The organism is Thiomonas sp. X19 (assembly GCF_900089495.1).
Taxonomy (GTDB): Bacteria; Pseudomonadota; Gammaproteobacteria; order Burkholderiales; family Burkholderiaceae_C; genus Thiomonas_A.
Map to the genome: position 1 here is coordinate 1,322,231 of NZ_LT605203.1, position 23,961 is coordinate 1,346,191.

22 protein-coding genes are annotated in these 23,961 nt (G+C 65.4%); all 22 read left to right on the forward strand.

The window, feature by feature from the left end:
- Window positions 1-21 precede the first annotated feature (21 nt).
- Window positions 22-432: a succinate dehydrogenase, cytochrome b556 subunit gene (gene sdhC / locus THIX_RS06205; RefSeq protein WP_112485523.1), complete on the forward strand. Its 411-nt coding sequence runs from the start codon at window positions 22-24 to the stop codon at window positions 430-432.
- Between the two features lie 78 nt (window positions 433-510).
- Entirely contained in the window at window positions 511-876 is a 366-nt protein-coding gene (gene sdhD, locus THIX_RS06210; RefSeq protein WP_112485524.1) for a succinate dehydrogenase, hydrophobic membrane anchor protein, read from the forward strand.
- Between the two features lie 2 nt (window positions 877-878).
- Window positions 879-2,642: a succinate dehydrogenase flavoprotein subunit gene (gene sdhA / locus THIX_RS06215; RefSeq protein WP_112485525.1), complete on the forward strand. Its 1,764-nt coding sequence runs from the start codon at window positions 879-881 to the stop codon at window positions 2,640-2,642.
- 20 nt (window positions 2,643-2,662) lie between these two features.
- On the forward strand, window positions 2,663-3,373 hold the full coding sequence (locus tag THIX_RS06220) for a succinate dehydrogenase iron-sulfur subunit (RefSeq protein ID WP_112485526.1): 711 nt from the start codon (window positions 2,663-2,665) through the stop codon (window positions 3,371-3,373).
- Between the two features lie 32 nt (window positions 3,374-3,405).
- On the forward strand, window positions 3,406-3,663 hold the full coding sequence (locus THIX_RS06225) for a succinate dehydrogenase assembly factor 2 (RefSeq protein WP_233224426.1): 258 nt from the start codon (window positions 3,406-3,408) through the stop codon (window positions 3,661-3,663).
- An 88-nt stretch (window positions 3,664-3,751) separates the two neighbouring features.
- Window positions 3,752-5,065 carry a citrate synthase gene (gltA, locus tag THIX_RS06230; protein ID WP_112485528.1) on the forward strand — a complete coding sequence of 438 codons (1,314 nt, stop codon included), beginning with the start codon at window positions 3,752-3,754 and terminating at the stop codon, window positions 5,063-5,065.
- A 261-nt stretch (window positions 5,066-5,326) separates the two neighbouring features.
- Window positions 5,327-6,727 carry a 3-isopropylmalate dehydratase large subunit gene (gene leuC / locus THIX_RS06235; protein WP_112485529.1) on the forward strand — a complete coding sequence of 467 codons (1,401 nt, stop codon included), beginning with the start codon at window positions 5,327-5,329 and terminating at the stop codon, window positions 6,725-6,727.
- Between the two features lie 15 nt (window positions 6,728-6,742).
- On the forward strand, window positions 6,743-7,390 hold the full coding sequence (gene leuD / locus THIX_RS06240) for a 3-isopropylmalate dehydratase small subunit (protein WP_112485530.1): 648 nt from the start codon (window positions 6,743-6,745) through the stop codon (window positions 7,388-7,390).
- 20 nt (window positions 7,391-7,410) lie between these two features.
- A complete protein-coding gene (gene leuB / locus THIX_RS06245; protein WP_112485531.1) occupies window positions 7,411-8,514 on the forward strand; it encodes a 3-isopropylmalate dehydrogenase in 1,104 nt (367 codons plus the stop codon).
- 49 nt (window positions 8,515-8,563) lie between these two features.
- A complete protein-coding gene (gene asd, locus THIX_RS06250; protein WP_112485532.1) occupies window positions 8,564-9,688 on the forward strand; it encodes an aspartate-semialdehyde dehydrogenase in 1,125 nt (374 codons plus the stop codon).
- A gap of 197 nt (window positions 9,689-9,885) precedes the next feature.
- Window positions 9,886-12,408: a FimV/HubP family polar landmark protein gene (locus THIX_RS06255; protein WP_112485533.1), complete on the forward strand. Its 2,523-nt coding sequence runs from the start codon at window positions 9,886-9,888 to the stop codon at window positions 12,406-12,408.
- A 24-nt stretch (window positions 12,409-12,432) separates the two neighbouring features.
- Window positions 12,433-13,218, forward strand: a complete 786-nt coding sequence (truA, locus tag THIX_RS06260; protein ID WP_112485534.1) for a tRNA pseudouridine(38-40) synthase TruA — start codon at window positions 12,433-12,435, stop codon at window positions 13,216-13,218.
- A 13-nt stretch (window positions 13,219-13,231) separates the two neighbouring features.
- Window positions 13,232-13,876 (forward strand): phosphoribosylanthranilate isomerase, encoded by a 645-nt coding sequence (locus tag THIX_RS06265; protein ID WP_199195361.1) that lies wholly within the window; start codon window positions 13,232-13,234, stop codon window positions 13,874-13,876.
- 58 nt (window positions 13,877-13,934) lie between these two features.
- Window positions 13,935-15,167 (forward strand): tryptophan synthase subunit beta, encoded by a 1,233-nt coding sequence (gene trpB / locus THIX_RS06270; protein WP_112488205.1) that lies wholly within the window; start codon window positions 13,935-13,937, stop codon window positions 15,165-15,167.
- Window positions 15,167-15,988, forward strand: coding sequence for a tryptophan synthase subunit alpha (trpA, locus tag THIX_RS06275; protein WP_112485536.1), 822 nt, complete (start codon window positions 15,167-15,169; stop codon window positions 15,986-15,988). Before trpB ends, trpA begins: the two co-directional genes overlap by 1 nt.
- Before the next feature lie 28 nt (window positions 15,989-16,016).
- Window positions 16,017-16,892, forward strand: coding sequence for an acetyl-CoA carboxylase, carboxyltransferase subunit beta (gene accD, locus THIX_RS06280; protein WP_112485537.1), 876 nt, complete (start codon window positions 16,017-16,019; stop codon window positions 16,890-16,892).
- Between the two features lie 94 nt (window positions 16,893-16,986).
- Window positions 16,987-18,306 carry a bifunctional tetrahydrofolate synthase/dihydrofolate synthase gene (gene folC, locus THIX_RS06285; RefSeq protein WP_112488206.1) on the forward strand — a complete coding sequence of 440 codons (1,320 nt, stop codon included), beginning with the start codon at window positions 16,987-16,989 and terminating at the stop codon, window positions 18,304-18,306.
- Entirely contained in the window at window positions 18,303-19,208 is a 906-nt protein-coding gene (locus tag THIX_RS06290; protein ID WP_112485538.1) for an SPOR domain-containing protein, read from the forward strand. The genes folC and THIX_RS06290 overlap by 4 nt, the downstream gene beginning before the upstream one ends.
- Window positions 19,205-19,705 carry a CvpA family protein gene (locus THIX_RS06295; RefSeq protein ID WP_112485539.1) on the forward strand — a complete coding sequence of 167 codons (501 nt, stop codon included), beginning with the start codon at window positions 19,205-19,207 and terminating at the stop codon, window positions 19,703-19,705. The genes THIX_RS06290 and THIX_RS06295 overlap by 4 nt, the downstream gene beginning before the upstream one ends.
- A gap of 50 nt (window positions 19,706-19,755) precedes the next feature.
- On the forward strand, window positions 19,756-21,261 hold the full coding sequence (purF, locus tag THIX_RS06300) for an amidophosphoribosyltransferase (protein WP_112485540.1): 1,506 nt from the start codon (window positions 19,756-19,758) through the stop codon (window positions 21,259-21,261).
- Complete coding sequence (locus THIX_RS06305; RefSeq protein ID WP_233224427.1) at window positions 21,258-22,481, forward strand: O-succinylhomoserine sulfhydrylase; 1,224 nt, start codon at window positions 21,258-21,260, stop codon at window positions 22,479-22,481. Before purF ends, THIX_RS06305 begins: the two co-directional genes overlap by 4 nt.
- Window positions 22,482-22,542: 61 nt before the next feature.
- Window positions 22,543-23,949 carry a glutamate--tRNA ligase gene (gltX, locus tag THIX_RS06310; protein WP_112485542.1) on the forward strand — a complete coding sequence of 469 codons (1,407 nt, stop codon included), beginning with the start codon at window positions 22,543-22,545 and terminating at the stop codon, window positions 23,947-23,949.
- Window positions 23,950-23,961: the final 12 nt, after the last annotated feature.

Consider the following 23,961-nt stretch of genomic DNA (forward strand, 5'->3'; position numbering starts at 1 on the left):
TCAGGTAGAGGTCAAACAATCATGCCAACCGTTCACACACGAAAACGACCCGAATTCCGCAATATCCACATCTCCCAGATTGCCAGCTACAGGCTGCCGCTGGCCGGTCTGGTGTCCATCCTGCACCGTGCCAGCGGTGCGGTGATGTTCTTGTTGCTTCCCTTCACGCTCTGGATGCTCGACACCAGCCTGCGCTCCGAGCAAAGCTATGCGCAACTCGCCCAGGTTATGGGGCTGTGGCCAGTCAAGCTGCTGCTGCTGGTCCTGTTCTGGGCCTTGGCCCACCATCTGGCGGCTGGTGTACGGCACTTGGTGATGGACGCGTTCCAGACCGTGAGCAAGGAGCAGGGGCGCAAGCTGGCCGTGGCCACCTTCGCCGTCTCGTTGCTGGCCACTGCGGCTTTCGCGGCGCATCTGTTTGCGGGGGCATGAAATGAGCACACTGCACGGCCGTCCGAAAGTGGGCTCGTCCCCCTTGGGGGGAAGGCGCTTTGCGCCAAGGGGGTTCCAATGAGCTCAACGAACTATGGCGCACACCGTCTGGTGGTGGGCGCGCATTATGGGTTTCGCGACTGGCTGGCGCAGCGCGTAACCGCCGTGGTGCTGGCGGTCTACACCCTGGTGCTGCTGGGTTATTTCGTCTGGCCGGGGCCGTTGAACTATGCGCGCTGGCAGGCGCTGTACGCCGCGCAGTGGATGAAGCTGCTGAGCTTCGTCGCCGTGATCGCCTTGACCTACCACGTGTGGGTGGGCGTGCGCGATATCTGGATGGACTACATCAAGTCCGTGTCGCTACGCCTGTCGCTGCAGGTGCTCACCATCGTCTGGCTGGTGGCTTGTGCCGGCTGGGCCGTGCAAGTGTTGTGGAGGACTTGAGCATGGCGGTCAACAAACGCAAATTCGACGTGGTCATCGTTGGCGCGGGTGGCTCAGGGCTACGCTGCGCGCTGCAGCTCGCGCGCGCCGGGCACGACGTGGCGGTGCTGTCCAAGGTGTTCCCCACGCGCTCGCACACCGTGGCGGCGCAGGGCGGCATCAGTGCCTCGCTCGGCAATATGAGTGAAGACCACTGGTACTGGCATATGTTCGACACCGTGAAGGGGTCGGACTATCTCGGCGACCAGGATGCCATCGAGTTCATGTGCCGCGAAGCGCCCAGCGCCGTGTACGAGCTGGAGCACATGGGCATGCCGTTCGACCGCAATCCCGACGGCACCATTTACCAGCGCCCTTTCGGCGGCCACACCGCCAACCTGGGCGAGAAGCCGGTGCAGCGCGCCTGCGCCGCGGCCGACCGCACGGGCCACGCCCTGCTGCACACCCTGTACCAGCAGAACGTCGCGGCGCGCACCCACTTTTTCGTCGAGTGGATGGCGCTGGACCTGATCCGCGACGCCGATGGCGACGTGCTCGGCGTGGTGGCGATGGAGATGGAAACCGGCGAGGTCACCATCCTCGAAGCCAAGGCCACGGTGCTGGCCACGGGCGGGGCCGGGCGCATCTTCGCCGCATCCACCAACGCCTACATCAACACCGGCGACGGCTTGGGGATGGCAGCGCGCGCCGGCATCCCGTTGCAGGACATGGAGTTCTGGCAATTCCACCCCACTGGCGTGGCCGGGGCCGGCGTGCTCATCACCGAAGGCGTGCGCGGCGAAGGCGGCATTTTGCTCAACGCCAATGGCGAGCGCTTCATGGAGCGCTACGCCCCGACCTACAAAGACCTGGCGCCGCGCGACTTCGTCTCGCGCTCGATGGACCAGGAGATCAAGGAAGGACGTGGCGCCGGGCCGCACAAGGACTACGTCCTGCTCAAGCTCGACCACCTCGGCGCCGAGACGATACACAAGCGCCTGCCGTCGATTGCCGAAATCGCGCTCAAGTTCGCCAATGTGGACTGCACCAAGGAACCCATTCCCGTGGTGCCCACCATCCATTACCAGATGGGTGGGGTGCCGGCCAATCTTCACAGCCAGGTTCTGACCGTGGGCGCCGACGGCAGTGAGCACATCGTCGGCGGGCTCTACGCCATTGGCGAATGCTCCTGCGTCAGTGTGCACGGCGCCAACCGCCTGGGTACCAACTCCCTGCTCGACCTGGTCGTGTTCGGCCGCGCTGCGGGCAATCACATTGCATCGAGCGAACTGCTCAAGCGCAGCCACAAGCCGCTTCCGGCGGACGCGGCCGATGCGTCGCTGGCGCGTCTGTCGAGGCTGGACGCATCCACCTCGGGCGAGTCCATCCAGGACGTTGCCAACGACATTCGCGCCAGCATGCAAAAGCATTGCGGCGTGTTCCGCACCTCCGAGCTGTTGCGCGAGGGCGTGGGCGCCATCGGCGAGATCGCGCAGCGCGCGCAGCACATCCACCTCAAGGACAAATCCAAGGTGTTCAACACCGCGCGCGTCGAGGCGCTGGAGGTGGAAAACCTGATCGAGACGGCCAGGGCCACCATCGTTTCGGCCGAGGCGCGGCAGGAAAGCCGTGGCGCCCATTCGCATCGCGACCACCCCGAGCGTGACGACGTGAACTGGCTCAAGCACACCCTCTGGTTCAGCGAAGGCAACCGCCTGAGCTACCGAGCGGTGCAGATGAAACCCCTGAGCGTCGAAACCTTCAAACCCAAGGCGCGCACGTTCTGACGCGCAGCCCGGAGACCACCATGACCCGCAAGATGAGGTTTTCCATCTACCGCTACGACCCGGACAAGGACGCCAAGCCCTACATGCAGGACTACGAGGTCGGGCTGCAGCACAACGACAAGATGCTGCTCGACGCCCTCATGCGCATCAAGGCCGACGTCGACGAGACCGTGGCCTTCCGCCGCTCCTGCCGCGAAGGCGTGTGCGGCTCCGACGGCATGAACATCAACGGCAAGAACGGCCTGAGCTGCACCACCAATCTGCTGAGCTTGAAAGAGCCGGTGGTGCTGAAACCCCTGCCGGGACTGCCGGTGATTCGCGACCTGATCGTGGACATGACCCAGTTCTTCAACCAGTACCACTCGATCAAGCCCTACCTCATCAACGACACGCCGCCGCCCGAAAAAGAACGGCTGCAAAGCCCCGAGCAGCGCGAAGTGCTCGACGGGCTGTACGAATGTATTTTGTGCGCCAGCTGCTCCACCTCCTGCCCCAGCTTCTGGTGGAACCCGGACAAATTCGTCGGCCCTGCCGGGCTGCTGCAGGCCTACCGCTTCATTGCCGACAGCCGTGATGAAGCCACGAACGAGCGCCTAGACAATCTGGAAGACCCCTACCGCCTGTTCCGCTGCCACACCATCATGAACTGCGTGGACGTCTGCCCCAAGGAGCTCAACCCCACCCGCGCCATCGGCAATATCAAGGATTTGATGGTGCGTCGCGCCGTCTGAGCTTGCAGCCACAGCCCATGCAGCCACAAGCCATGCCCCCCGACGATGCCGCCTTGCGTCGCATCCGTTGGCGTGCGCGGCGGGGTTTGCTGGAAAACGATCTCATCCTCGGCCGGTTTTTCGAGCGTCACGGCAAAACGCTGCAGCCAGCCGACTGGCAAGCCGTGCAAGCCTTGCTCGAGCTCGACGACAACCACCTGCTGGACTTGCTGCTGGGCCATGCCGAACCCTCCCCCGAGCAGCTGCCGCCTGCACAAATGCATGTCTTGCACTGGCTCAGGGCAGCTTGAAACTTGCTTGTATTCTTGACCGCATGCACCAGATTGGGGCGCGACAAGCCCCGACACAGCACCCACTTTCCCCATCCGGAACTGCACCATGATCCCATCCGACGTCAAAGCCACCCTGTCGTTCTCCGACGGCTCTCCCAGTGTCGAACTGCCCATCCACGAAGGCTCCATCGGCCCGGATGTGATCGACATCCGCAAGCTCTACGCCCAGACCGGCAAGTTCACCTATGACCCCGGCTTCCTCTCCACCGCCTCGTGCAGTTCGGCCATCACCTATATCGACGGCGATAAGGGCGAATTGCTCTACCGCGGCTATCCCATCGAGCAGATCGCGGTGCATTGCGACTACATGGAGACCTGCTACCTCATCCTTTACGGGGAACTGCCCGATGCCGCGCAGAAAAAGGATTTCCTGACCCGCGTCACCCAGCACACCATGGTCAACGAGCAGATGCAGTTCTTTCTGCGCGGTTTCCGTCGCGATGCCCATCCGATGGCAGTGCTCACCGGCCTGGTCGGGGCGATGTCGGCGTTCTACCCCGACTCCATCAACGTCAATGACCCCGAGCAGCGCAATATTTCGGCCATCCGCCTCATTGCCAAAATGCCGACGCTGGTGGCCATGGCCTACAAGTACAACATGGGCCAGCCCTATATGTACCCGCAGAACAAGTTGAGCTACGCCGCCAACTTCATGCGCATGATGTGGGCCACGCCCTGCGAGGACTTCGAGCCCAACCCGGTGATCGAGCGCGCGCTCGACCGCATTTTCATTCTCCACGCCGACCACGAACAGAACGCCTCGACCTCCACGGTGCGGCTGTGCGCCTCGTCGGGGACCAATCCGTTTGCCGCCATCGCCGCTGGCGTGGCCTGCCTGTGGGGCCCGGCGCATGGTGGCGCCAACGAAGCCTGCCTGAACATGCTCGACGACATTCAGGCGCAAGGCGGGGTGGCCAAGATCGGCGAGTTCATCGCCAATGTCAAAGACAAGAACTCCTCGGTGCGGCTGATGGGCTTCGGCCACCGCGTGTACAAAAACTACGACCCCCGCGCCAAGCTCATGCGCGAAACCTGCCACGAAGTGCTCGACGCCCTGGGCCTGCACGACGACCCGTTGTTCAAGCTGGCCATGACCCTGGAAAAAATCGCCCTGGAAGACGACTATTTCATCCAGCGCAAGCTCTACCCCAACGTCGACTTCTACTCCGGCATCGTGCAGAAGGCCATCGGCGTGCCGGTCTCGCTGTTCACCGCCAACTTCGCCCTGGCGCGCACGGTGGGCTGGATCGCCCAGCTCAACGAAATGCTGACCGACCCGGAATACAAGATCGGCCGTCCGCGCCAGTTGTTCACCGGCGCCGTCAAGCGCGACGTGGTGCCTCTCGCCGAGCGCGGCTGAGCACACCGCAGACCTTCCGCCCGCGCTCCCGGGCGGTGGCCCGGGCAGCGCTTGCCTGGGCTTTTTTATACCAGGATCAATCGTCATCTTGTCACAGGATGGCGACGGAAGTAAGGTGTGTGAACACCGATGCTTGCGCACCCGTCTGGGCAGTTTTTGCGCCCTGGACGCATAGCCTGCCGACACCGCAGAGCCTTGTTGCCGCCCGGCGCGGTGTGAATCCGGTCTACCTAAAATGGCAAGGTCTTGAAGGAATCTGGCATGTCACGCACGCTTTACGACAAACTCTGGGATGAACATGTGGTGGACGTCGAGGCCGACGGCACCACGCTGCTCTACATCGATCGCCATCTGGTGCACGAAGTCACCAGCCCGCAGGCCTTCGAGGGGCTGCAACTGGCGCACCGCAAGGTCTGGCGCATCAGCGCCAACCTGGCCGTGTCCGACCACAACGTGCCGACCACCGACCGATCTGCGGGCATCGCCGACCCGATCTCGCGCCTGCAGATCGACACGCTGGACAAGAATTGCGACGCCAACGGCATCACCCAGTTCAAGATGGCCGACCGGCGCCAGGGCATCGTCCACGTCATCGGCCCGGAGCAGGGCGCCACGCTGCCGGGCATGACGGTGGTGTGTGGCGACTCGCACACCAGCACCCATGGCGCTTTCGGCGCACTCGCCTTCGGCATCGGCACCAGCGAGGTCGAGCATGTGCTGGCCACGCAAACCCTGCTGGCGCGCAAGATGAAGAACATGCTGGTGCGGGTGAACGGCGAATTGCCGCGCGGCTGCACGGCAAAGGACGTGGCGCTGGCCGTGATCGGCGCCATCGGCACTGCGGGCGGCACCGGCTGCACCATCGAATTCGGTGGCCCGGTGGTACGGCGCTTGAGCATGGAAGGGCGCATGACCTTGTGCAATATGGCCATCGAAGCCGGTGCCCGCGCCGGCCTGGTGGCGGTGGACGACACCACGCTGCGCTACATCAAGGGCCGCCCTTTCGCCCCCAGCGACGTGGAGTGGGCGCAGGCCGAGGCGCACTGGCGCACGCTGCGTTCCGACGCCGACGCGAAGTTCGACGTCGCGGTGGACCTCGACGCCAGCCACATTCGCCCGCAGGTCACCTGGGGCACATCGCCCGAGATGGTGGCCGATATCGACGCCCGCGTGCCCGACCCCGACAAGGAGAAAGACCCGGTCAAGCGCGCGGCGATGGAACGCGCCCTGAAGTACATGGGTCTGGAGCCGAACAAGCCGCTGGCGGATATTTTTGTCGACAAGGTGTTCATCGGCTCGTGCACCAATTCCCGCATCGAAGACCTGCGCGACGCGGCCCGCGTGCTGGCCGGCAAGCGTGTCGCCGCCAACATCAAACTGGCGCTGGCCGTGCCCGGCTCCGGCTTGGTGAAGGCCCAGGCCGAGCGCGAGGGGCTGGACAGGGTGTTCATGGCGGCCGGCTTCGAGTGGCGCGAGCCGGGCTGCTCCATGTGCCTGGCGATGAACGCCGACCGCCTGGAGCCCGGTGAGCGCTGCGCCTCCACCTCGAACCGCAATTTCGAAGGCCGGCAAGGGCAGGGCGGGCGCACCCATCTCGTCAGCCCGGCCATGGCCGCGGCGGCCGCGGTCGCCGGGCATTTCATCGACGTGCGCAAACTCTGAACCCGAACCGTTCCCATGCAAGCCTTCGCCATCCATCGGGGTCTGGTCGTGCCCATCGACCGTGAAAACGTCGATACCGACGCCATCATTCCGAAGCAATTCCTCAAGTCCATTCGCCGCACCGGCTTCGGCCCCAACCTGTTCGACGAATGGCGCTATCTCGACCACGGCGAACCCGGGCAAGACCCCGCCACGCGCAAGCCCAACCCGGACTTCGTCCTCAACCAGCCGCGTTACAAGGGGGCCAGCTTCATGCTGGCGCGGCAGAACTTCGGTTGCGGTTCTTCGCGCGAGCACGCGCCCTGGGCCATCGAGCAATATGGCGTGCGCGTCGTCATCGCCCCGAGCTTTGCCGATATTTTTTTCAACAACAGCTTCAAGACCGGGCTGCTGCCCATCGTCTTGCCCGAGCATGAAGTGGCCAAGCTGTTCGACGAGGTTTATGCCTTCGTCGGCTACCAACTCACCGTGGATTTGCCGCGCCAGCGCGTGATCAAACCCGATGGCACCGAGCTGCCTTTCGACATCACGCCCTTTCGCAAGCATTGCCTGGTCGGCGGGCTGGACGAAATCGGCCTGACCCTGCAAAAAACCGACAAGATTCGTGCCTTCGAGGCCGAGCGCATCGCGCGCATGCCCTGGCTGGCGCATCGCGTTCTCTGACATCAAACCAAGACACACGCATGAAGATTGCAGTTCTGCCGGGTGACGGCATCGGCCCGGAAATCGTCGCCGAAGCGGTGAAGGTTCTCCAGCGCATGGAGGCCGATCAGGCCGCTGGCTTGCGTTTCGAGCTGGAGTTTGCCGATGTCGGCGGCACCGCCTACACCAGCCACGGCCATCCCCTGCCCGAAGCCACGCTGGCGCTGGCGAAGCAGGCCGACGCCGTGCTGTTCGGCGCCGTGGGCGACCCGCGTTTCGATGCCCTGGAGCGCCATCTGCGCCCCGAGCAGGCCATTCTCGGCCTGCGCAAGAACCTCGGCCTGTTCGCCAATCTGCGTCCGGCCATGCTGTATGGCGAGCTCGCGGCGGCGTCCAGCCTGAAGCCTGAAGTGGTGGCGGGGCTGGACATTCTCATCGTGCGCGAACTCACGGGCGACATTTATTTCGGCCAGCCGCGTGGCCGCCGCCCGAGCCCGGACGGCGTTTTTGCCGGCGCGCCGGAAGCGTTCGACACCATGCGCTACAGCCGCCCGGAAATCGAGCGCATCGCCCATGTCGCGTTCCAGGCGGCGCGCACGCGCAAGGCGGCCGGCCATGCGGGCAAGGTGACGAGCGTGGACAAGGCCAATGTGCTGGAAACCTTCCAGTTCTGGAAAGACGTGGTGATCGAGGTGCACGCGCAGTATCCCGACATTGCGCTCGAACACATGTATGTGGACAACGCCGCGATGCAACTGGTGAAGGCGCCGAAGAAGTTCGACGTCATCGTCACCGGCAATATGTTTGGCGACATTCTGAGCGACGAAGCCGCCATGCTCACCGGCTCCATCGGCATGCTGCCCTCGGCTTCGCTCGACGCCAACGGCAAGGGGCTGTACGAGCCCTCGCACGGCTCCGCGCCCGACATTGCCGGCAAAGGCGTGGCCAACCCGCTGGCCACCATCCTGAGCGCGGCCATGATGCTGCGCTACTCGCTGCGCCAACCCGAAGCCGCGGTCCGCATCGAGCATGCCGTGCAGGCCGTGTTGCGCCAGGGCCTGCGCACGGCGGACATCGCCGAGCCAGGCGCGCAGACCGTGGATACGGCGACAATGGGCGACGCGGTGGTGGCGGCACTCGACTGAGCCCATCGCCGTTTTCGGCAGCAATCACAATCAGAAAGTGCGGTTCAAGATGGCGAACAAGCGTGTAGGTTTGGTCGGCTGGCGCGGCATGGTGGGTTCGGTGCTGATGCAGCGCATGCGCGACGAGGGCGATTTCGAACACATCGATCCGGTGTTCTTTTCCACCAGCAATGTCGGCGGCAAGGCGCCAGGCTGGGCGAAAACCAGCACCCCGCTGCTGGACGCGCACGACCTGGACGCGCTGCGCGCCTGCGACATCATCCTCACCGCCCAGGGCGGCGACTACACCAGCGCGATGTTCGACAAATTGCGTGCCAGCGGCTGGGCCGGGCACTGGATCGACGCTGCCTCCACCCTGCGCATGCGCGACGACTGCGTCATCATCCTCGACCCGGTCAATCGCACGGTGATCGACACCGCGCTCGAGCGCGGCGGCAGGAACTGGATCGGCGGCAACTGCACCGTGAGCTGCATGCTCATGGGTGTGGGCGCCTTGTTCAAGGCGGGTCTGGTGGAGTGGATGACCAGCATGACCTACCAGGCCGCATCGGGCGGCGGCGCGCAGCATATGCGCGAGCTGCTGACCCAGTTCGGCACGCTCAACGCCGCGGCCCGGCCGCTGCTCGACGACCCGGCCTCGGCCATTCTCGACATCGACCGTGGCGTCATCGCCCAGCAGCGTGCGCTGAGTTCCGAGCAAACCCGCCATTTCGAGGTGCCGCTCGGCGGTAGCCTCATTCCCTGGATCGACAAGGATCTGGGCAACGGCATGTCGCGCGAGGAATGGAAAGGCGGCGCCGAGACCAACAAGATTCTCGGCCTCGCCGAGGGTCAAGCCATTCCAGTGGACGGTCTGTGCGTGCGCATCGGCGCCATGCGCTGCCACAGCCAGGCCCTCACACTCAAACTCAAGCGCGATGTACCGTTGGCCGAGATCGAGGCCATGATCGCCGCCGACAACGCCTGGGTGAAGGTCGTGCCGAATACGCGCGACGCCAGCATGCGCGACCTGACGCCCGTAGCCGTCACCGGAACGCTTGGCATTCCCGTTGGCCGGCTGCGCAAGCTGGCCATGGGGCCCAAGTATCTGAGTGCCTTCACGGTCGGCGACCAACTGCTGTGGGGTGCGGCCGAACCCCTGCGGCGCATGCTGCGCATCGTGCTGGACGCCTGAAACGCAACCGGACGCGCGCGGCATCTGCAGACCCCTGTGGATGCCCCGAATATGGCCTGCGCGCGACAGTTCAGGGCCCGCGGCATCTTCACCTATTGGCCGAGCTTGTCAGGCTAACTATCGGATGCTATGTTGATTCGATAATCATTCAATAGCGGCGCGCTGTGAAACAAGCCAATCAAACTAGGGGGTGCAACGTGGCCAAATGGCGTCAAGCAATCGGCTTGGTGTGTCTGGCGGCATTGCCAGGCGCAATTTCGCAGGCCTATGCATTCGGCCTCGGCCATGCGACGGTCAAATCCGCGCTGGGCCAGCCCCTGCGCGCCGACATCGACATCACCCAGATCACCCCTGACGAAGCCTCCTCGCTCAAGGTGGCGGTGGCGCCAGCCTCGGCCTTCCAGTCGCGCAAGTTGAACTACAGCAGCATCCTGCCGGAAGTCACCATCACGCTGGAGCACCGTCCCGATGGGCGGTCCTATTTGCGCCTGAGCAGTTCCCGCCCGGTGCAAGAGCCTTTTGTCGATGTGCTGCTTCGCGCCTACTGGGGGAATGGCGAGCTGACGCGCGACTACACCCTGTTGTTCGACCCACCCAATTTCCAGGAGCCCCGGGCTGCGACCCAGATTGCGCCGCAGGCCAGCCAGCAGATGGCGCCACCAGCCATGGCCATGCAGCCACCCATGGCACAGCAGGCCCCGACCAACCCGGTTGGCAATGGCTCCTCCACCCCTGCCAAGCCTGTCGCAACGCAGCGGCAGCCCGTTGCGGCCCCCGCCCCGACCTCAACGGCACAGGCTCAGACCTACACCGTGCGCAAGGGCGACACGCTCTCCAGCATTGCCCGGCAGGTTGGCGTGGAAACCGTTTCGCTGGACCAGATGCTCACGGCGCTCTACCGTGCCAATAGCGGCGCCTTCATCGACGGCAATATGAATTTGCTGCGGGCCGGCGCCATTTTGCGCATCCCCAGCGCGCAAGAGGCGCAGGACATTCCACAGGCCAAGGCGCGCGAGGTCGTCATCGCCCAGAGCCAGAATTTCCAGGCTTACCGCCGCCGTCTGGCGCAAATGACCGGGCAGGCAGCGCCGCAAGAAAAGACGAATGCGCGCCAGGCCGCAGGCAAGATCCAGGCGCAAGTGCAGGAGCCGGCGTCGAAGGCATCGGAGCCCAAGTCGCAGCTCAAATTGAGCGAGGCCGCGGTCGGCACCGCTGCCCAGGCTCAGACCGAGCAAGCCAGCAAGATTGCAGCGCAAAAAGAGGCGCAAGCCGCTGCCACAAAGCTGGCTGAAGCCAAGGCCAATGTCGCCGCACTCTCGAAGCTGGCCGCCAGTGCCAGCGCTGCCGTCAAAGCCGCAACGCCTGCGGCCCAGGTCAGGGTTCAGTCTCCCGTGGCCACGGCCGCATCCAAGCCCAAGCCGGTGGTGAAGCCGGTTGCTGCGCCCAAGCCGCCTGTCGAAGCGTCAAACCAACCCGGCTGGCTCTCCGGTCTGTTGGCCAATCCTTATTTCGCGCCGGTTGCTGGCCTCATCGTCTTGCTGCTGGCCGCCTGGGCTTTTCTGCGCCGCCGCAAAAAGGGCGGTTCGCCACGTGATTCCTCGGTGTTCGACAGTCGACTGAGCGCCGCCGACAGCTTCTTTGGTGGCACGGGCGGGGAGCGCGTGGACACGCGCAACAGCACCCTGGGTTCTTCCGTTGCCTATTCGCCGAGCCAACTGGATACAGGTGATGTCGACCCGGTCGCCGAAGCCGACGTCTACCTCGCCTATGGTCGCGATCTGCAGGCTGAGGAGATTCTCAAAGAGTCGTTGAAAAATCATCCCGACCGCAACGCCGCACGGCTCAAATTGCTCGAGATCTATGCCAAGCGCAAGGATGTCCGCTCATTCGAGATGACGGCGGCCGAGTTGTTCGCCTTGACCGAAGGCGTTGGCGACGACTGGAAGAAGGCCCAGGATCTGGGGCGCAACCTCGATCCCATCAATCCTCTGTATCACAACACCGTGCCGCCGAGCACCATCAACTCGCCGACCACCATGCCTGTCAGCGACTTCGCGCCCACGGGTTCGTCGATGCTGTCGGCGCCGAGGTCCCTGCCCGCGACGGAATTGCTCACCAGCCTGCCGTCGCTGATGACCTCCGCGTCAACCGCCACTTCCGCGCCCGCCGGTTCTGGCCTCGACCTCGATTTGAATCTCTCCGGCCCACCCGTCACGCCGGCCACGCCAAACAAGAGCGTCACGGCGATGGCGCCGCAAAGGTCGACCCCTGTCAGCGCCGCGCCTGCTGAGCCGGCTCCTGCCGACAAGTCCGACTCGGTCCTGAACTTTGATTTTTCCGGCTTCCATGCGCCCGACTCGAACTTGCCGGTCACACAGCCCGAGATCTCGCATCCCTCGGACAAGCAACCGCTGGAGTTCGATCTCGGCGCGCTCTCGCTGGATTTGCCCCCGAGCGAATCCAGCACGGCACCGGTGGCCCCAGCCGCGCCTGTTGCTCCCAGCACGGCGCAGCGCCAAGAACCGCACGCGCCCGCGCAGCCGCAGGCTGAACCCATGCCGGACTCATCGCATGGCCTGGACACGCGCTTGGCCCTGGTGGAGGAATGTCGTGCCATGGGCGATGTGGACATGGCGCGCAATCTGCTGGGCGAGATCATTGCCGAAAGCGATGGAGAAACCAAGGTGCGCGCCCAGCGGATGCTGGCCGAAATCGGCTGAAGTCAGAGGGCGATCGCGGCGTCCATGCGCATTGCCCTCGGGCTGAGTTACAGGGGATGCGCCTACCTGGGGTGGCAGAGCCAGCCCGGAGGCCGCACCGTGCAGGACCAGTTTGAGGCCGCGCTGGCACGCTTCATGGGCACCCCGGTGCGGGTGGCTTGCGCCGGCCGCACCGACGCTGGCGTGCATGCCCTGCAGCAGGTCGTGCACTTCGACTCACCTGTCTCTCGTGCGCCGTTTTCCTGGGTGCGCGGCACCAACACCTTCCTGCCGCCCGACATCGCCGTGCGCTGGGCCCAGCCAGTGGTGGATGCGTTTCACGCCCAAAAGAGCGCGGTTTCGCGCCGCTACCGCTATGTGTTGGTGCAGGCCAAGGTGCGACCAGCTTTGCTGCATGGGCTCGTCGGCTGGACGCACCTGCCGCTCGACGCCAGCGCCATGCGCGCCGCCGCCGCGGTACTGCTGGGGACGCACGATTTTTCGGCTTTCCGCGCCAGTTCCTGCCAGTCCCGCAGCCCGGTCAAGACCCTGCACGCCATCGACATCGGCCGGCAAGGCGACACCTGGACCTTCGACTTCCATGCCAGCGCTTTTCTGCACCATATGGTGCGCAACATCATGGGTTGCCTGATCGCCGTGGGCAGCGGGGCGCAAGACAGCGTCTGGTTGCACAATGTGCTGCAGTCCTGCGACCGCAGCCTGGCCGCCCCCACTTTCATGCCGGACGGTCTCTATTTCCTCGGGCCGCAATACCCCGCCAGTTTCGATCTGCCCGACCCGGCTTGTGACCTGCCCCAGCTTTTCGCCTGAAGCCGCCATGTCGATGCACCCTCCCCACCGCACCCGCATCAAGATTTGCGGCATCACCCGCATCGGTGACGCCCTGGCTGCCGCCGAAGCCGGAGCCGACGCCATCGGCATGGTCTTCTACCCGCAAAGTCCACGGTCTGTGGCCATGCAGCAGGCGCAAGCCATTGCGCGCGCCTTGCCGCCGTTCGTCAGCACCGTGGCGCTGTTCGTCAACGCCACCGAGGCCGAGGTGAACGCGGTGATCGACGCGGTGCATCCATCCTTGTTGCAGTTTCACGGTGATGAATCTCCCGCCGACTGCTCCCGCTTCGCATACCCCTATTTGCGCGCAGCCCGCATGAAAACGGGCCTGGATTTGCTAGACTTCAAGACCCAGTTCACAGATGCCCAAGCGCTTTTGCTCGATACCTACATCGGGTCCTACGGCGGCGGCGGCGAGGTTTTCGATTGGTCACTGATTCCAAAAAACGCCAACTTTCCCATCGTTTTGTCTGGTGGGTTGCATGCGTCAAATGTGGGGCGGGCCATTGCGCAGGTCAGGCCCTGGGCGGTTGACGTCTCATCCGGCGTCGAGCTGTCCAAGGGCGTGAAAGACGCAGCCGCCATTCGCCGCTTCATCGCGGCGGTGCGCGATGCAGATGCCGCCGTGCAAGCCTGATCCGCTTGCCACGGCTTTCCGGCGCAAGCCCCAGCTTCCGGCTCCCGAATTCACCATCATGCTGAACTATGCCTATCCCGACGCCCGCGGCCATTTCGGCCCTTACGGCGGCTCTTTCGTCGCCGAGACCCTGGTCAAGGCGCTCGACGAACTCAAGGCGGCCTATGCGCATTACCGCACCGACCCCGAGTTCATCGCCGAATACCAAAGCGAACTCAAGCATTTCGTTGGCCGTCCCAGCCCCATCTACCACGCCGAACGCCTGAGTCGCGAGCTTGGCGGCGCGCAGATTTTCCTCAAGCGCGAAGACCTGAACCACACCGGCGCGCACAAGATCAACAACACCATCGGCCAGGCCATGCTGGCCAAGCGCATGGGCAAGCCGCGCGTCATTGCGGAAACCGGCGCTGGCCAGCATGGCGTGGCCTCCGCCACCGTGGCGGCGCGCTACGGCATGGACTGCGTGGTGTACATGGGTTCCGAGGACGTGAAACGGCAGTCCCCCAACGTCTATCGCATGCATCTGCTGGGCGCCAAGGTGGTGCCGGTGGAAAGCGGCTCCAAGACCTTGAAAGACGCGATGAACGAAGCCCTGCGCGACTGGGTTGCCAATGTCGAGAACACCTTCTACATCATCGGCACCGTGGCCGGCCCCCATCCCTACCCGATGATGGTGCGCGACTTCCAGCGCGTGATCGGCGACGAGTGCATCGCCCAAATGCCCGAGATGATCGGCCGCCAGCCCGATGCCGTGCTCGCCTGCGTCGGCGGCGGCAGCAACGCCATGGGCATTTTCTACCCGTATATCGAGCACGAGAAGGTGCGCCTGATCGGCGTCGAGGCCGGCGGTGAAGGCCTCGGCACGGGCCGGCACGCGGCTTCGCTGTCGGCGGGCTCACCCGGTGTGTTGCACGGCAACCGCACCTATTTGTTGCAGGACGCGGGCGGGCAGATCATCGAAACCCATTCGGTATCGGCCGGGCTGGACTATCCCGGCGTGGGCCCCGAGCATGCCTGGCTCAAGGACATCGGCCGAGCAGAATATGTCGCCGTGACCGATGCCGAAGCGCTGGCCGCCTTTCACCGGCTGTGCCGTACCGAGGGCATCATCCCCGCGCTGGAGAGCAGCCACGCCTTGGCGCAGGCCATGAAAATGGCACCCGAAATGGGCCGCAACCAGACCTTGCTGGTCAACCTCTCCGGCCGTGGTGACAAGGACATCGGCAATATCGCCGATCTCACCGGGGCGCAGTTCTTCTGCCGCCCGTCCTGCCGTCAGGGGGTGCTGTGATGCGCCGTATCGCCTCCACCTTCGAGCGCCTGGCGCAGACCGGCCGCAAAGCGCTGATTCCCTATGTCACCGCAGGCGACCCCGCGCCCGAGACCACCGTGCCGCTGCTGCACGCCCTGGTCGAAGCCGGTGCCGACGTGCTGGAACTGGGCATTCCGTTTTCCGACCCGATGGCCGATGGCCCTGTCATTCAGCGCGCCAGCGAACGCGCCCTGGCGCGTGGCGTGAACCTGGCGCAGGTGCTGTCCTGGGTGCGCGAATTCCGCTTGCGCGACCAGGCCACACCGCTGGTGCTCATGGGTTATGCCAATCCCATCGAGCGCTTCGGCGTCGAAGCTTTCGTGCGCGATGCGGCACAAGCCGGCGTGGATGGCGTGCTGGTGGTCGATTACCCGCCCGAGGAGGCGGAAGACTTCGCCTCCCGCCTGCGCGCAGCAGGCATGGACCCCATCTTCCTGCTGGCGCCCACCTCCACCGAGGCGCGCATGCAGCAGGTGAACCAGCTGGCCAGCGGCTACGTCTACTATGTCTCGCTCAAGGGCGTGACCGGCGCCGGCAATCTCGACGCGCAAGCGGTGTGCGAGCGGCTGCAGACCCTGCGCCGGCATGTGCACCTGCCGCTGGGCGTGGGCTTCGGCATCCGCGACGGGGCCAGTGCCGCCGCCGTGGCGGAGTGCGCCGACGCCGTGGTGATTGGCTCGCGCATCATCGAGCTGATGGAGCATCAGCCCGTGGCTGCGGGCATGCAGGCTGCAGCCGATTTCGTGCGTGGCATTCGCACCGCGATCGACGCCTCCACGCCGGCATCCGCCGCCGCTTAGGCGCATCTAGACAGGACAGGAGTGCATCATGAGTTGGCTCGAAAAACTGCTTCCCCCGAAGATTCAGCAATCCGAATCCGGCAATCGCCGGCAGATGCCCGAGGGGCTGTGGATCAAATGCCCGTCGTGCGAGACCGTGCTCTACAAGACCGACCTGGAGCGCAACCAGTATGTCTGCCCCAAGTGCTCGCACCACATGCGCATCGGCGCCCGCATGCGCCTGGACGCGCTGCTCGACGGCGAGGGCCGCTATGAAATCGGTCAGGAGGTGCTGCCGGTCGATGCGCTCAAGTTCAAGGACAGCCGCAAGTACCCCGAGCGCCTGAAAGAGGCCCTGGAAAACACCCAGGAGACCGATGCTCTGGTGGTCATGGGCGGCGCGATTCAGAGCATCGCCCTGGTGGTGGCCTGCTTCGAGTTCGAGTTCATGGGCGGCTCCATGGGTTCGGTGGTCGGCGAGCGCTTCGTGCGCGGCGTGGAAACCGCACTGGAGCAGAAGGTGCCGTTCGTCTGCATCACCTCCACCGGCGGCGCGCGCATGCAGGAAGGTTTGCTGAGCCTGATGCAGATGGCCAAGACCAACGCCGCCCTGGCGCGCCTGGCGCAGGCGCGCATTCCCTACATCAGCGTCCTCACCGACCCGACGATGGGCGGAGTCTCCGCCAGCTTCGCCTTCGTCGGCGATGTGGTGCTGGCCGAGCCCCGCGCGCTGATCGGCTTTGCCGGCCCGCGCGTGATCGAGAACACTGTGCGCGAGAAACTGCCGGAGGGTTTCCAGCGCGCCGAATTCCTGATGCAGAAGGGCGCCGTCGACCGCATCGTCGATCGCCGCGAACTGCGCGCCGAGCTGGCGCACATGCTGGCCATGCTGCAGCGCCAACCGGCGGACGCGGTTGCCGGCTGACGCAGTGACCGACAAGGCGGCCGTTTTGCCGCTCGCACCTTCAGCCGCGCCGCCGCCTTTGCCCACCCTGCCGACCTCGACTCCCGTCCCCGCCATGCAGGACTGGACCCTGCAGCAGTGGCTGGAGCATGCCGAGCGCCTGCACGCGCAGGCCATCCACCTCGGGCTGGAGCGGGTGGAGCGCGTGCGCGCGGCGCTCGACCTGCGTTTCTCCTGCCCGGTCTTCACCGTGGCCGGCACCAACGGCAAGGGATCGACCTGCGCCTTGCTCGAACAGATTCTGCTGGCGGCAGGCTACCGTGTCGGCGTCTACGGTTCGCCGCACCTGGTGCGGTTCGAGGAGCGTTGCCGCATCCGCGGCTCCATGATGGAAGCAGCCGCCCTGCTGCCGCATCTGCTCGCCGTCGAACAAGCGCGCTGCAGTGTGCAACCGGCGGTGGAACTCACCTATTTCGAATTCACCACCCTGGCCATCATGCGTCTGCTCAGCCTCTCGGAGCTGGACGCCGTGGTGCTGGAGGTGGGCATGGGCGGTCGGCTGGACGCGGTGAACGTGGTCGACGCCGATTGCGCCATCATCACCAGCATCGCCCTCGACCATACCCAGTTCTTGGGTGCCGACCGCGAGGCCATCGGCTTCGAGAAGGCGGGCATCATGCGCCCCGGGCGGCCGGTCATCGTTGCCGATCCGGCGCCGCCGCAGAGCGTGATCGAACATGCCGCCGTGGTGGGCGCCAAGCTCTGGCGCATGGGCCATGACTTCGGCTACACCGCCACCGGCCAACAACAGTGGAACTACATCGGGCACGCACTGCGCCGCCCCGGCCTTGCCTACCCGGCCATGCGCGGCGCCAACCAATTGCTCAACGCCAGCGCCGCCCTGGCTGCGCTGGAAGCCCTGCAGGAACGCCTGCCCACCAGCGCACAGGACGTGCGCCAGGGCCTGGCCCGCGCGGAGTTGCCAGGCCGTTTCCAGATTCTGCCCGGCCAGCCCACGGTGGTGCTGGACGTGGCGCACAACCCGCATGCGGTTGCGGTGCTGGCCGAGAACCTCGATGCCATGGGCTACGCGCCGCACACCCACGCGGTTTTTGGCGCCATGGCCGACAAGGACGTGGCGCAGATGCTGGCGCGCATCGCGCCGCTGGTCGATCGCTGGTATCTGTGCGATTTGCCCACCCCGCGGGCCGCACGGGCGGTGGACATCGACGCGGTGCTGCGTCCGCTGCTGCCAGCGGATCATGCCGTGGTGGGCTTGTATGCCGATCCCCAGACGGCCTTCGCACAGGCGACGGCTTGCGCCGAGCCGGCCGATAGAATCCTGGTTTTCGGCTCGTTCTTCACAGTCGGCGGCGTGTTGGCTCAAGGCGTGCCGCGCATGCAGGGCCGCCACGCGACGCATCCATCCCCATGAAAATCCCCGGAAAACGCGGCAAGGACGATTCCAACGCGCCAGCCCAGGCTGACAGCCAGGCGCAAAGCGAAGAGGTCTTGCGGGTGCGCGCGCGCCGCCGTCTGATCGGCGCGGTCGCCCTGGTCCTGACTGGCGTGGTGGTGTTCCCGCTGATTTTCGAGACCCAGCCCAAGCCCGTGGCCTCGAATATGTCGCTGGTGATCCCGCCGCAGAACCAGGCGAGCATCTTGCCGGCGCCGGCTGGCAGCGTGCCTCGGGCCGATGCCAAAGCGGCTGCGGCGGTGGCCGAGTCGGCGCCAAAATCCTCCAGCGGCCCGCAAGCCATCGCCCCCAAGGCTGTCGAGCCTGCCGCGCCGCAGGCCGCGGTGGTCGCGCCAGCGCCCGCCCCCGTGGCGCCAACCCGGCAAGAGCCTGTGCAGGCGCAAGCGCCGGTGCAACGACCAGAACAGAAGCCCGAGCAAAAACCAGCGGCTGCGCCAGAACCATCGACGGCGCAGGTTTCGCCACCGTCCCAGCACAAACCGCAGCCTTCGCAACATCAGATCGCCAGTGCGCGGCAGGCGCTTGCCGCACTGGAGGGCAAGCAGCCCGACCAGATCACCACGGCCCAGGCCGAGGCGGCCATTGCCCAGTCAGGCCGCGGCTCCGGTGTTTCCAACCAGACGTCCAGTTCGGCACGCTATGTCATCCAGGCGGGGGCCTATGCCGACACCAAGGCCGCCCATGAGGTGCGCCTGAAAATCGAGCACGCCGGTTTCAAGACTTACACCCAGGTGGTGGATACGCAGGCCGGCAAGCGCATCCGGGTCCGTGTCGGCCCCTTCACCACGCGCGAGCAGGCGGACCAGGCGCTCGCCCGGATCAAGGCGCTGGGGCTCAGTGCGGTCGTGCTGACCTTGTGAACGCGCTGGACTGGTTCGTCCTGGCAGGTCTCGGCCTGTCGGCTTTGGTGGGCGTGCTGCGGGGCGCGGCCTACGAGTTCATCAGCCTCGGCGGCTGGATCGTGGCATTCTTCGTGGCGCGCCAGTGCTCGCCCTGGCTGGCCGAGCACTATTTGCAGGGTCTGGGCACGGTGGAATTGCGCAACGGCGTGGCCTGGTTCGCCTGCTTCGTGCTCGCGCTGCTGGCAGCGGGGCTGCTGGCCACGGTGATGCGGCTGCTGCTGCGCTCGACGGGGCTGGGGGTTCTCGACCGCAGCATGGGCGCCGTGTTCGGCCTGGTCCGCGGCCTGGCGTTGCTGATGCTGACCATTTTCGCTGCAGGTTATACAGAATTGCCGCATAGTGCGATGTGGAAGACCTCGCTATTCATCCCGCCGGCGGCAGCGGCGGTGGCCGAAGTGCTCCCTCTCCTGCCTGTGGCCGTGGTTCCGGCCATGCCTGCACTGCCGAAGCCGTAACCATCCCGATTCAGATTCATTCAGCGTTTCAGTTCTGGAGTACAGGCATCATGTGTGGAGTTGTCGGCATCGTCTCGAAGCAGCCCGTGAACCAGGTGATTTACGACGCCCTGCTGCTGTTGCAGCACCGGGGGCAGGACGCGGCCGGCATCATCACCGGCCAGGCTGGCAAGCTCTACATGCAAAAAGCGCGCGGCATGGTGCGCGACGTGTTTCGCACCCGCAATATGCGCGGCCTGCCCGGCAATTACGGTCTGGGCCAGGTGCGCTACCCCACGGCCGGCAGCGCCGACAGCGAGGAAGAAGCGCAGCCGTTCTATGTGAATGCACCGTTCGGCCTGGCGCTCGCCCACAACGGCAACCTGACCAACACCGATGTCCTGCGCGAGGAACTCAAGACCCACGATCACCGGCATATCAACACCGGGTCCGACTCCGAGGTGCTGCTCAATGTGCTGGCGCATGAAATCGATGCGGCTTCGCATGGATTGCCGCTCAAGCCGGCCGATCTGTTCAAGGCCGTGCGCGCGGTGCACCGGCGCATTCGCGGATCCTATGCCGTGGTCGTGCTGATTGCGGGCCATGGCTTGCTGGCGTTCCGCGACCCTTACGGCATCCGCCCGCTGTGCTTCGGCACGCAGGATGAGGACGGCGACATCATGGTGGCCAGCGAGTCGGTGGCGCTGGAGGGCAACGGCTACAAGCTGGTGCGCGATGTTGCTCCCGGGGAGGCCGTGTTCGTCGATCTGGAAGGTCGGCTGCATAGCGAGCAGTGCGCCGAGAACCCCACGCTCAACCCTTGTATTTTCGAGTTCGTCTACCTCGCGCGGCCCGACTCGGTGCTCGACGGCATTTCGGTCTACCAGGCGCGCCTGAACATGGGCGAGACCCTGGCGCAGCGCGTCATCTCCACCATGCCGCCGAGTGAAATCGACGTGGTGATCCCGGTGCCCGAATCCAGCCGGCCCTCCGCCATGCAACTGGCCTGGAAGCTGGGGCGGCCCTACCGCGAAGGCTTCGTCAAGAACCGCTATGTCGGGCGCACTTTCATCATGCCCGGCCAGGCCGTGCGCAAGAAATCGGTGCGGCAGAAGCTCAACGCCATCACCCAGGAATTCGCCGGACGCAATGTGCTGCTGGTGGACGACTCCATCGTGCGTGGCACGACCTCGCGCGAGATCGTGCAAATGGCGCGCGAGGCCGGGGCGCGCAAGGTCTATCTGGCTTCGGCCGCGCCGCCGGTGCGCTACCCGAATGTCTATGGCATCGACATGCCCACGGGCCGCGAGTTGGTCGCGCATGAACGCAATATCGAGGAAGTGCGCCAGATCATCGGCGCCGATGCGCTGATCTATCAGGACCTGGAAGCGATGAAGCGCGCCGTGCGTCGCGAGCGTCCCGACATCGACACCTTCGAGGCTTCCTGCTTCGACGGCTGCTACATCACCGGCGATGTCGACGCGGCTTTGCTCGTGGGTTCGGGCGCCAACCGGGGCGAAGACTTCGGCAGCCGCTTGAACCTGCAGAATGCGGAGCAGGAGGAGTCCCAATCGTGAACGCGAACGACAAGGCCCTGAGCAAGGGCTTGCACATCGACACGCTGGCCGTGCGCGAGGCGCTGCCGCGCACGGCTTACGGCGAACACAGCGAAGCCCTGTTTCTCACCAGCAGCTTCGTGCATCCAGATGCCGCCACCGCCGCCGCGCGTTTTGCCGGTGAGGAGGACGGGTTTCTCTACTCGCGTTTTTCCAACCCCACCGTGGCCAGCATGGAGCGCCGCCTGGCGGCGCTCGAAGGCACGGAAGACGCCATCGGCACGGCCAGTGGCATGGGCGCCATCCTGCTGCTGATGCTGGGCCTGCTGCAGGCCGGCGACCATGTGGTGTGCTCGCGTTCGGTGTTCGGCTCCATCATCAAGCTCATCGGCGGCGAGTTCTCGCGCTTCGGCGTGGAAAGCAGCTTCGTGCCGCAGGACGATATCGCCGCCTGGAAAGCCGCCATTCGCCCCGGCAAGACCCGGCTGCTGTTCGCCGAGACGCCGACGAATCCGCTCACCGAGGTTTGCGACATCCGCGCCTTGGCCGATCTCGCCCACGATTGCGGCGCCCTGCTGGCGGTGGACAACTGCTTTTGCACGCCCGTCTTGCAACGCCCACGGGAACTCGGCGCCGACTTGGTGGTGCATTCCGCGACGAAGTATCTGGACGGCCAGGGCCGCGTGATTGCGGGCGCGGTGTGCGGCACGACCGAATTGATCGAGGGCCGGCTGCTGCCGGTGCAGCGCAGTGCGGGCATCAGCCTGTCGCCGTTCAACGCCTGGGTAGTGCTCAAGGGCCTGGAAACCCTTGGCCTGCGCATGCTGGCGCACAGCGCGCGCGCGCTCGAATTGGCCCGCTGGCTGCAAGCCCAGCCCGGCGTGGCGCGGGTGCATTACCCGGGGCTGGAGTCGCATCCCCAGCATGCCCTGGCCATGCGCCAGCAGGACGGGCAGGGGGGCGCGGTGCTCGCTTTCGAACTGGCTGCGTCCAACCCGGAAGAGGCACGGCGCCGCGCCTTCCATGTCATCGACCAGACCCGTCTGTGCTCCATCACCGCCAATCTGGGCGACACCAAAACCACCATCACCCATCCCGCCACCACCACCCACGGCCGGCTCAAGGACGAGCAACGGCAAGCCGCCGGCATCGGCCAGGGCTTGATCCGCTTGGCCGTCGGGCTGGAACATCAGCCCGACATCCAGGCCGACCTGGCGCGTGGACTTGGCACGCTCGCTTAAGCCATCAGGTCGCCAACTGTCAGCCAATCGCGAGCCAACTGGCCGCGTCAATTTCTCCAGCATGAGCGCAACAAACCCACCCATCCGCACCCGCTTCGCCCCGAGCCCGACCGGCTTCATCCATCTCGGCAATATCCGCGCCGCGCTCTATCCCTGGGCTTTTGCCCGGCATCACGGCGGCACCTTCATTCTGCGGATTGAAGACACCGACGTCGGACGCTCGACGCAGGAGGCGGTGCAAGTCATTCTCGACGGCATGGCCTGGATGGGCCTGGACCACGACGAAGGGCCGTTCTACCAAATGCAGCGCATGCCGCGCTACCGCGAGGCGCTGCGGCAATTGCAGGACGCCGGCCATGTCTACCCCTGCTACATGAGCACTGCGGAGCTCGATGCCTTGCGCGAGCGGCAGATGGCGGCCGGCCTCAAGCCGCGCTACGACGGCACCTGGCGGCCCGAGCCGGGCAAGACCCTGCCGCCGGTTCCTGCCGGCGTGCCGCCGGTGCTGCGCTTTCGCACGCCACTTGCCGGTGCCGTGGCCTGGGACGATCGGGTGAAAGGACCCGTCGAGTTCAGCAATGCCGAGCTTGACGACCTGGTCATCGCCCGACCGGACGGCACTCCCACCTACAACTTCTGCGTCGTGGTCGACGACATCGACATGCGCATCACCCATGTGATTCGTGGCGACGACCATGTCAACAACACGCCGCGGCAAATCCACATCTTCCGCGCCCTCGGCCACGAGCCGCCGGTCTATGCCCATCTGCCCACCGTGCTCAACGAGCAGGGCGAGAAGCTGTCCAAACGCAATGGGGCGAAGAGCGTGCTGCAGTACCGCGATGAAGGTTATCTGCCCGATGCCATGGTGAACTACCTCGCGCGCCTGGGCTGGTCGCATGGCGACGCGGAAATTTTCTCGCGCGAGCAGTTCGTGCAGTGGTTCGACCTCGATCACCTCGGCCGTTCCGCCGCCCAGTTCGACGGCGAAAAACTCAAGTGGGTGAACGCGCACTACCTGCGCGCCTTGCCCCCGCAGCAACTGGCCGAAGCCGTGCGCCCATTTCTGCGGCGACTGGGCTTGCATGAGCAGGGAGTCGATCTTACTGGCGCGGTGGCGCTGCTGCGCGAACGCGCCCACACCCTGGTCGAGATGGCCGAGCTGTGCGGCATGTTCTATGTCCAGCCCCAACCTGATGCGGCCTTGCTGGCCCAGCATCTCACCGCACCGGCCCAGGCTGCCTTGTCCGATTTGCGCACCGCGCTCGCGGCATTGCCGAGCTGGGATGCGCCGGCCATTGGCGCCGCCATGAAGCAGGTCCTTGCGGCGCACCAACTGAAAATGCCGCAGCTGGCCATGCCGCTGCGCCTGCTGGTGACGGGGCGTTTGCAAACGCCGTCGGTCGATGCAGTCCTGGCCCTGTTCACGCGCGACACCGTGGTGCAAAGACTAGCCGCAAACACCTGAATGGCTGCAGCC

Coding starts and splice junctions, on each gene's coding strand:
- sdhC (WP_112485523.1), top strand. CDS start 22: ATGCCAACCGTTCACACACGAAAACGACCCGAATTCCGCAATATCCAC.
- sdhD (WP_112485524.1), top strand. CDS start 511: ATGAGCTCAACGAACTATGGCGCACACCGTCTGGTGGTGGGCGCGCAT.
- sdhA (WP_112485525.1), top strand. CDS start 879: ATGGCGGTCAACAAACGCAAATTCGACGTGGTCATCGTTGGCGCGGGT.
- THIX_RS06220 (WP_112485526.1), top strand. CDS start 2,663: ATGACCCGCAAGATGAGGTTTTCCATCTACCGCTACGACCCGGACAAG.
- THIX_RS06225 (WP_233224426.1), top strand. CDS start 3,406: ATGCCCCCCGACGATGCCGCCTTGCGTCGCATCCGTTGGCGTGCGCGG.
- gltA (WP_112485528.1), top strand. CDS start 3,752: ATGATCCCATCCGACGTCAAAGCCACCCTGTCGTTCTCCGACGGCTCT.
- leuC (WP_112485529.1), top strand. CDS start 5,327: ATGTCACGCACGCTTTACGACAAACTCTGGGATGAACATGTGGTGGAC.
- leuD (WP_112485530.1), top strand. CDS start 6,743: ATGCAAGCCTTCGCCATCCATCGGGGTCTGGTCGTGCCCATCGACCGT.
- leuB (WP_112485531.1), top strand. CDS start 7,411: ATGAAGATTGCAGTTCTGCCGGGTGACGGCATCGGCCCGGAAATCGTC.
- asd (WP_112485532.1), top strand. CDS start 8,564: ATGGCGAACAAGCGTGTAGGTTTGGTCGGCTGGCGCGGCATGGTGGGT.
- truA (WP_112485534.1), top strand. CDS start 12,433: ATGCGCATTGCCCTCGGGCTGAGTTACAGGGGATGCGCCTACCTGGGG.
- THIX_RS06265 (WP_199195361.1), top strand. CDS start 13,232: ATGCACCCTCCCCACCGCACCCGCATCAAGATTTGCGGCATCACCCGC.
- trpB (WP_112488205.1), top strand. CDS start 13,935: ATGCTGAACTATGCCTATCCCGACGCCCGCGGCCATTTCGGCCCTTAC.
- trpA (WP_112485536.1), top strand. CDS start 15,167: ATGCGCCGTATCGCCTCCACCTTCGAGCGCCTGGCGCAGACCGGCCGC.
- accD (WP_112485537.1), top strand. CDS start 16,017: ATGAGTTGGCTCGAAAAACTGCTTCCCCCGAAGATTCAGCAATCCGAA.
- folC (WP_112488206.1), top strand. CDS start 16,987: ATGCAGGACTGGACCCTGCAGCAGTGGCTGGAGCATGCCGAGCGCCTG.
- THIX_RS06290 (WP_112485538.1), top strand. CDS start 18,303: ATGAAAATCCCCGGAAAACGCGGCAAGGACGATTCCAACGCGCCAGCC.
- purF (WP_112485540.1), top strand. CDS start 19,756: ATGTGTGGAGTTGTCGGCATCGTCTCGAAGCAGCCCGTGAACCAGGTG.
- gltX (WP_112485542.1), top strand. CDS start 22,543: ATGAGCGCAACAAACCCACCCATCCGCACCCGCTTCGCCCCGAGCCCG.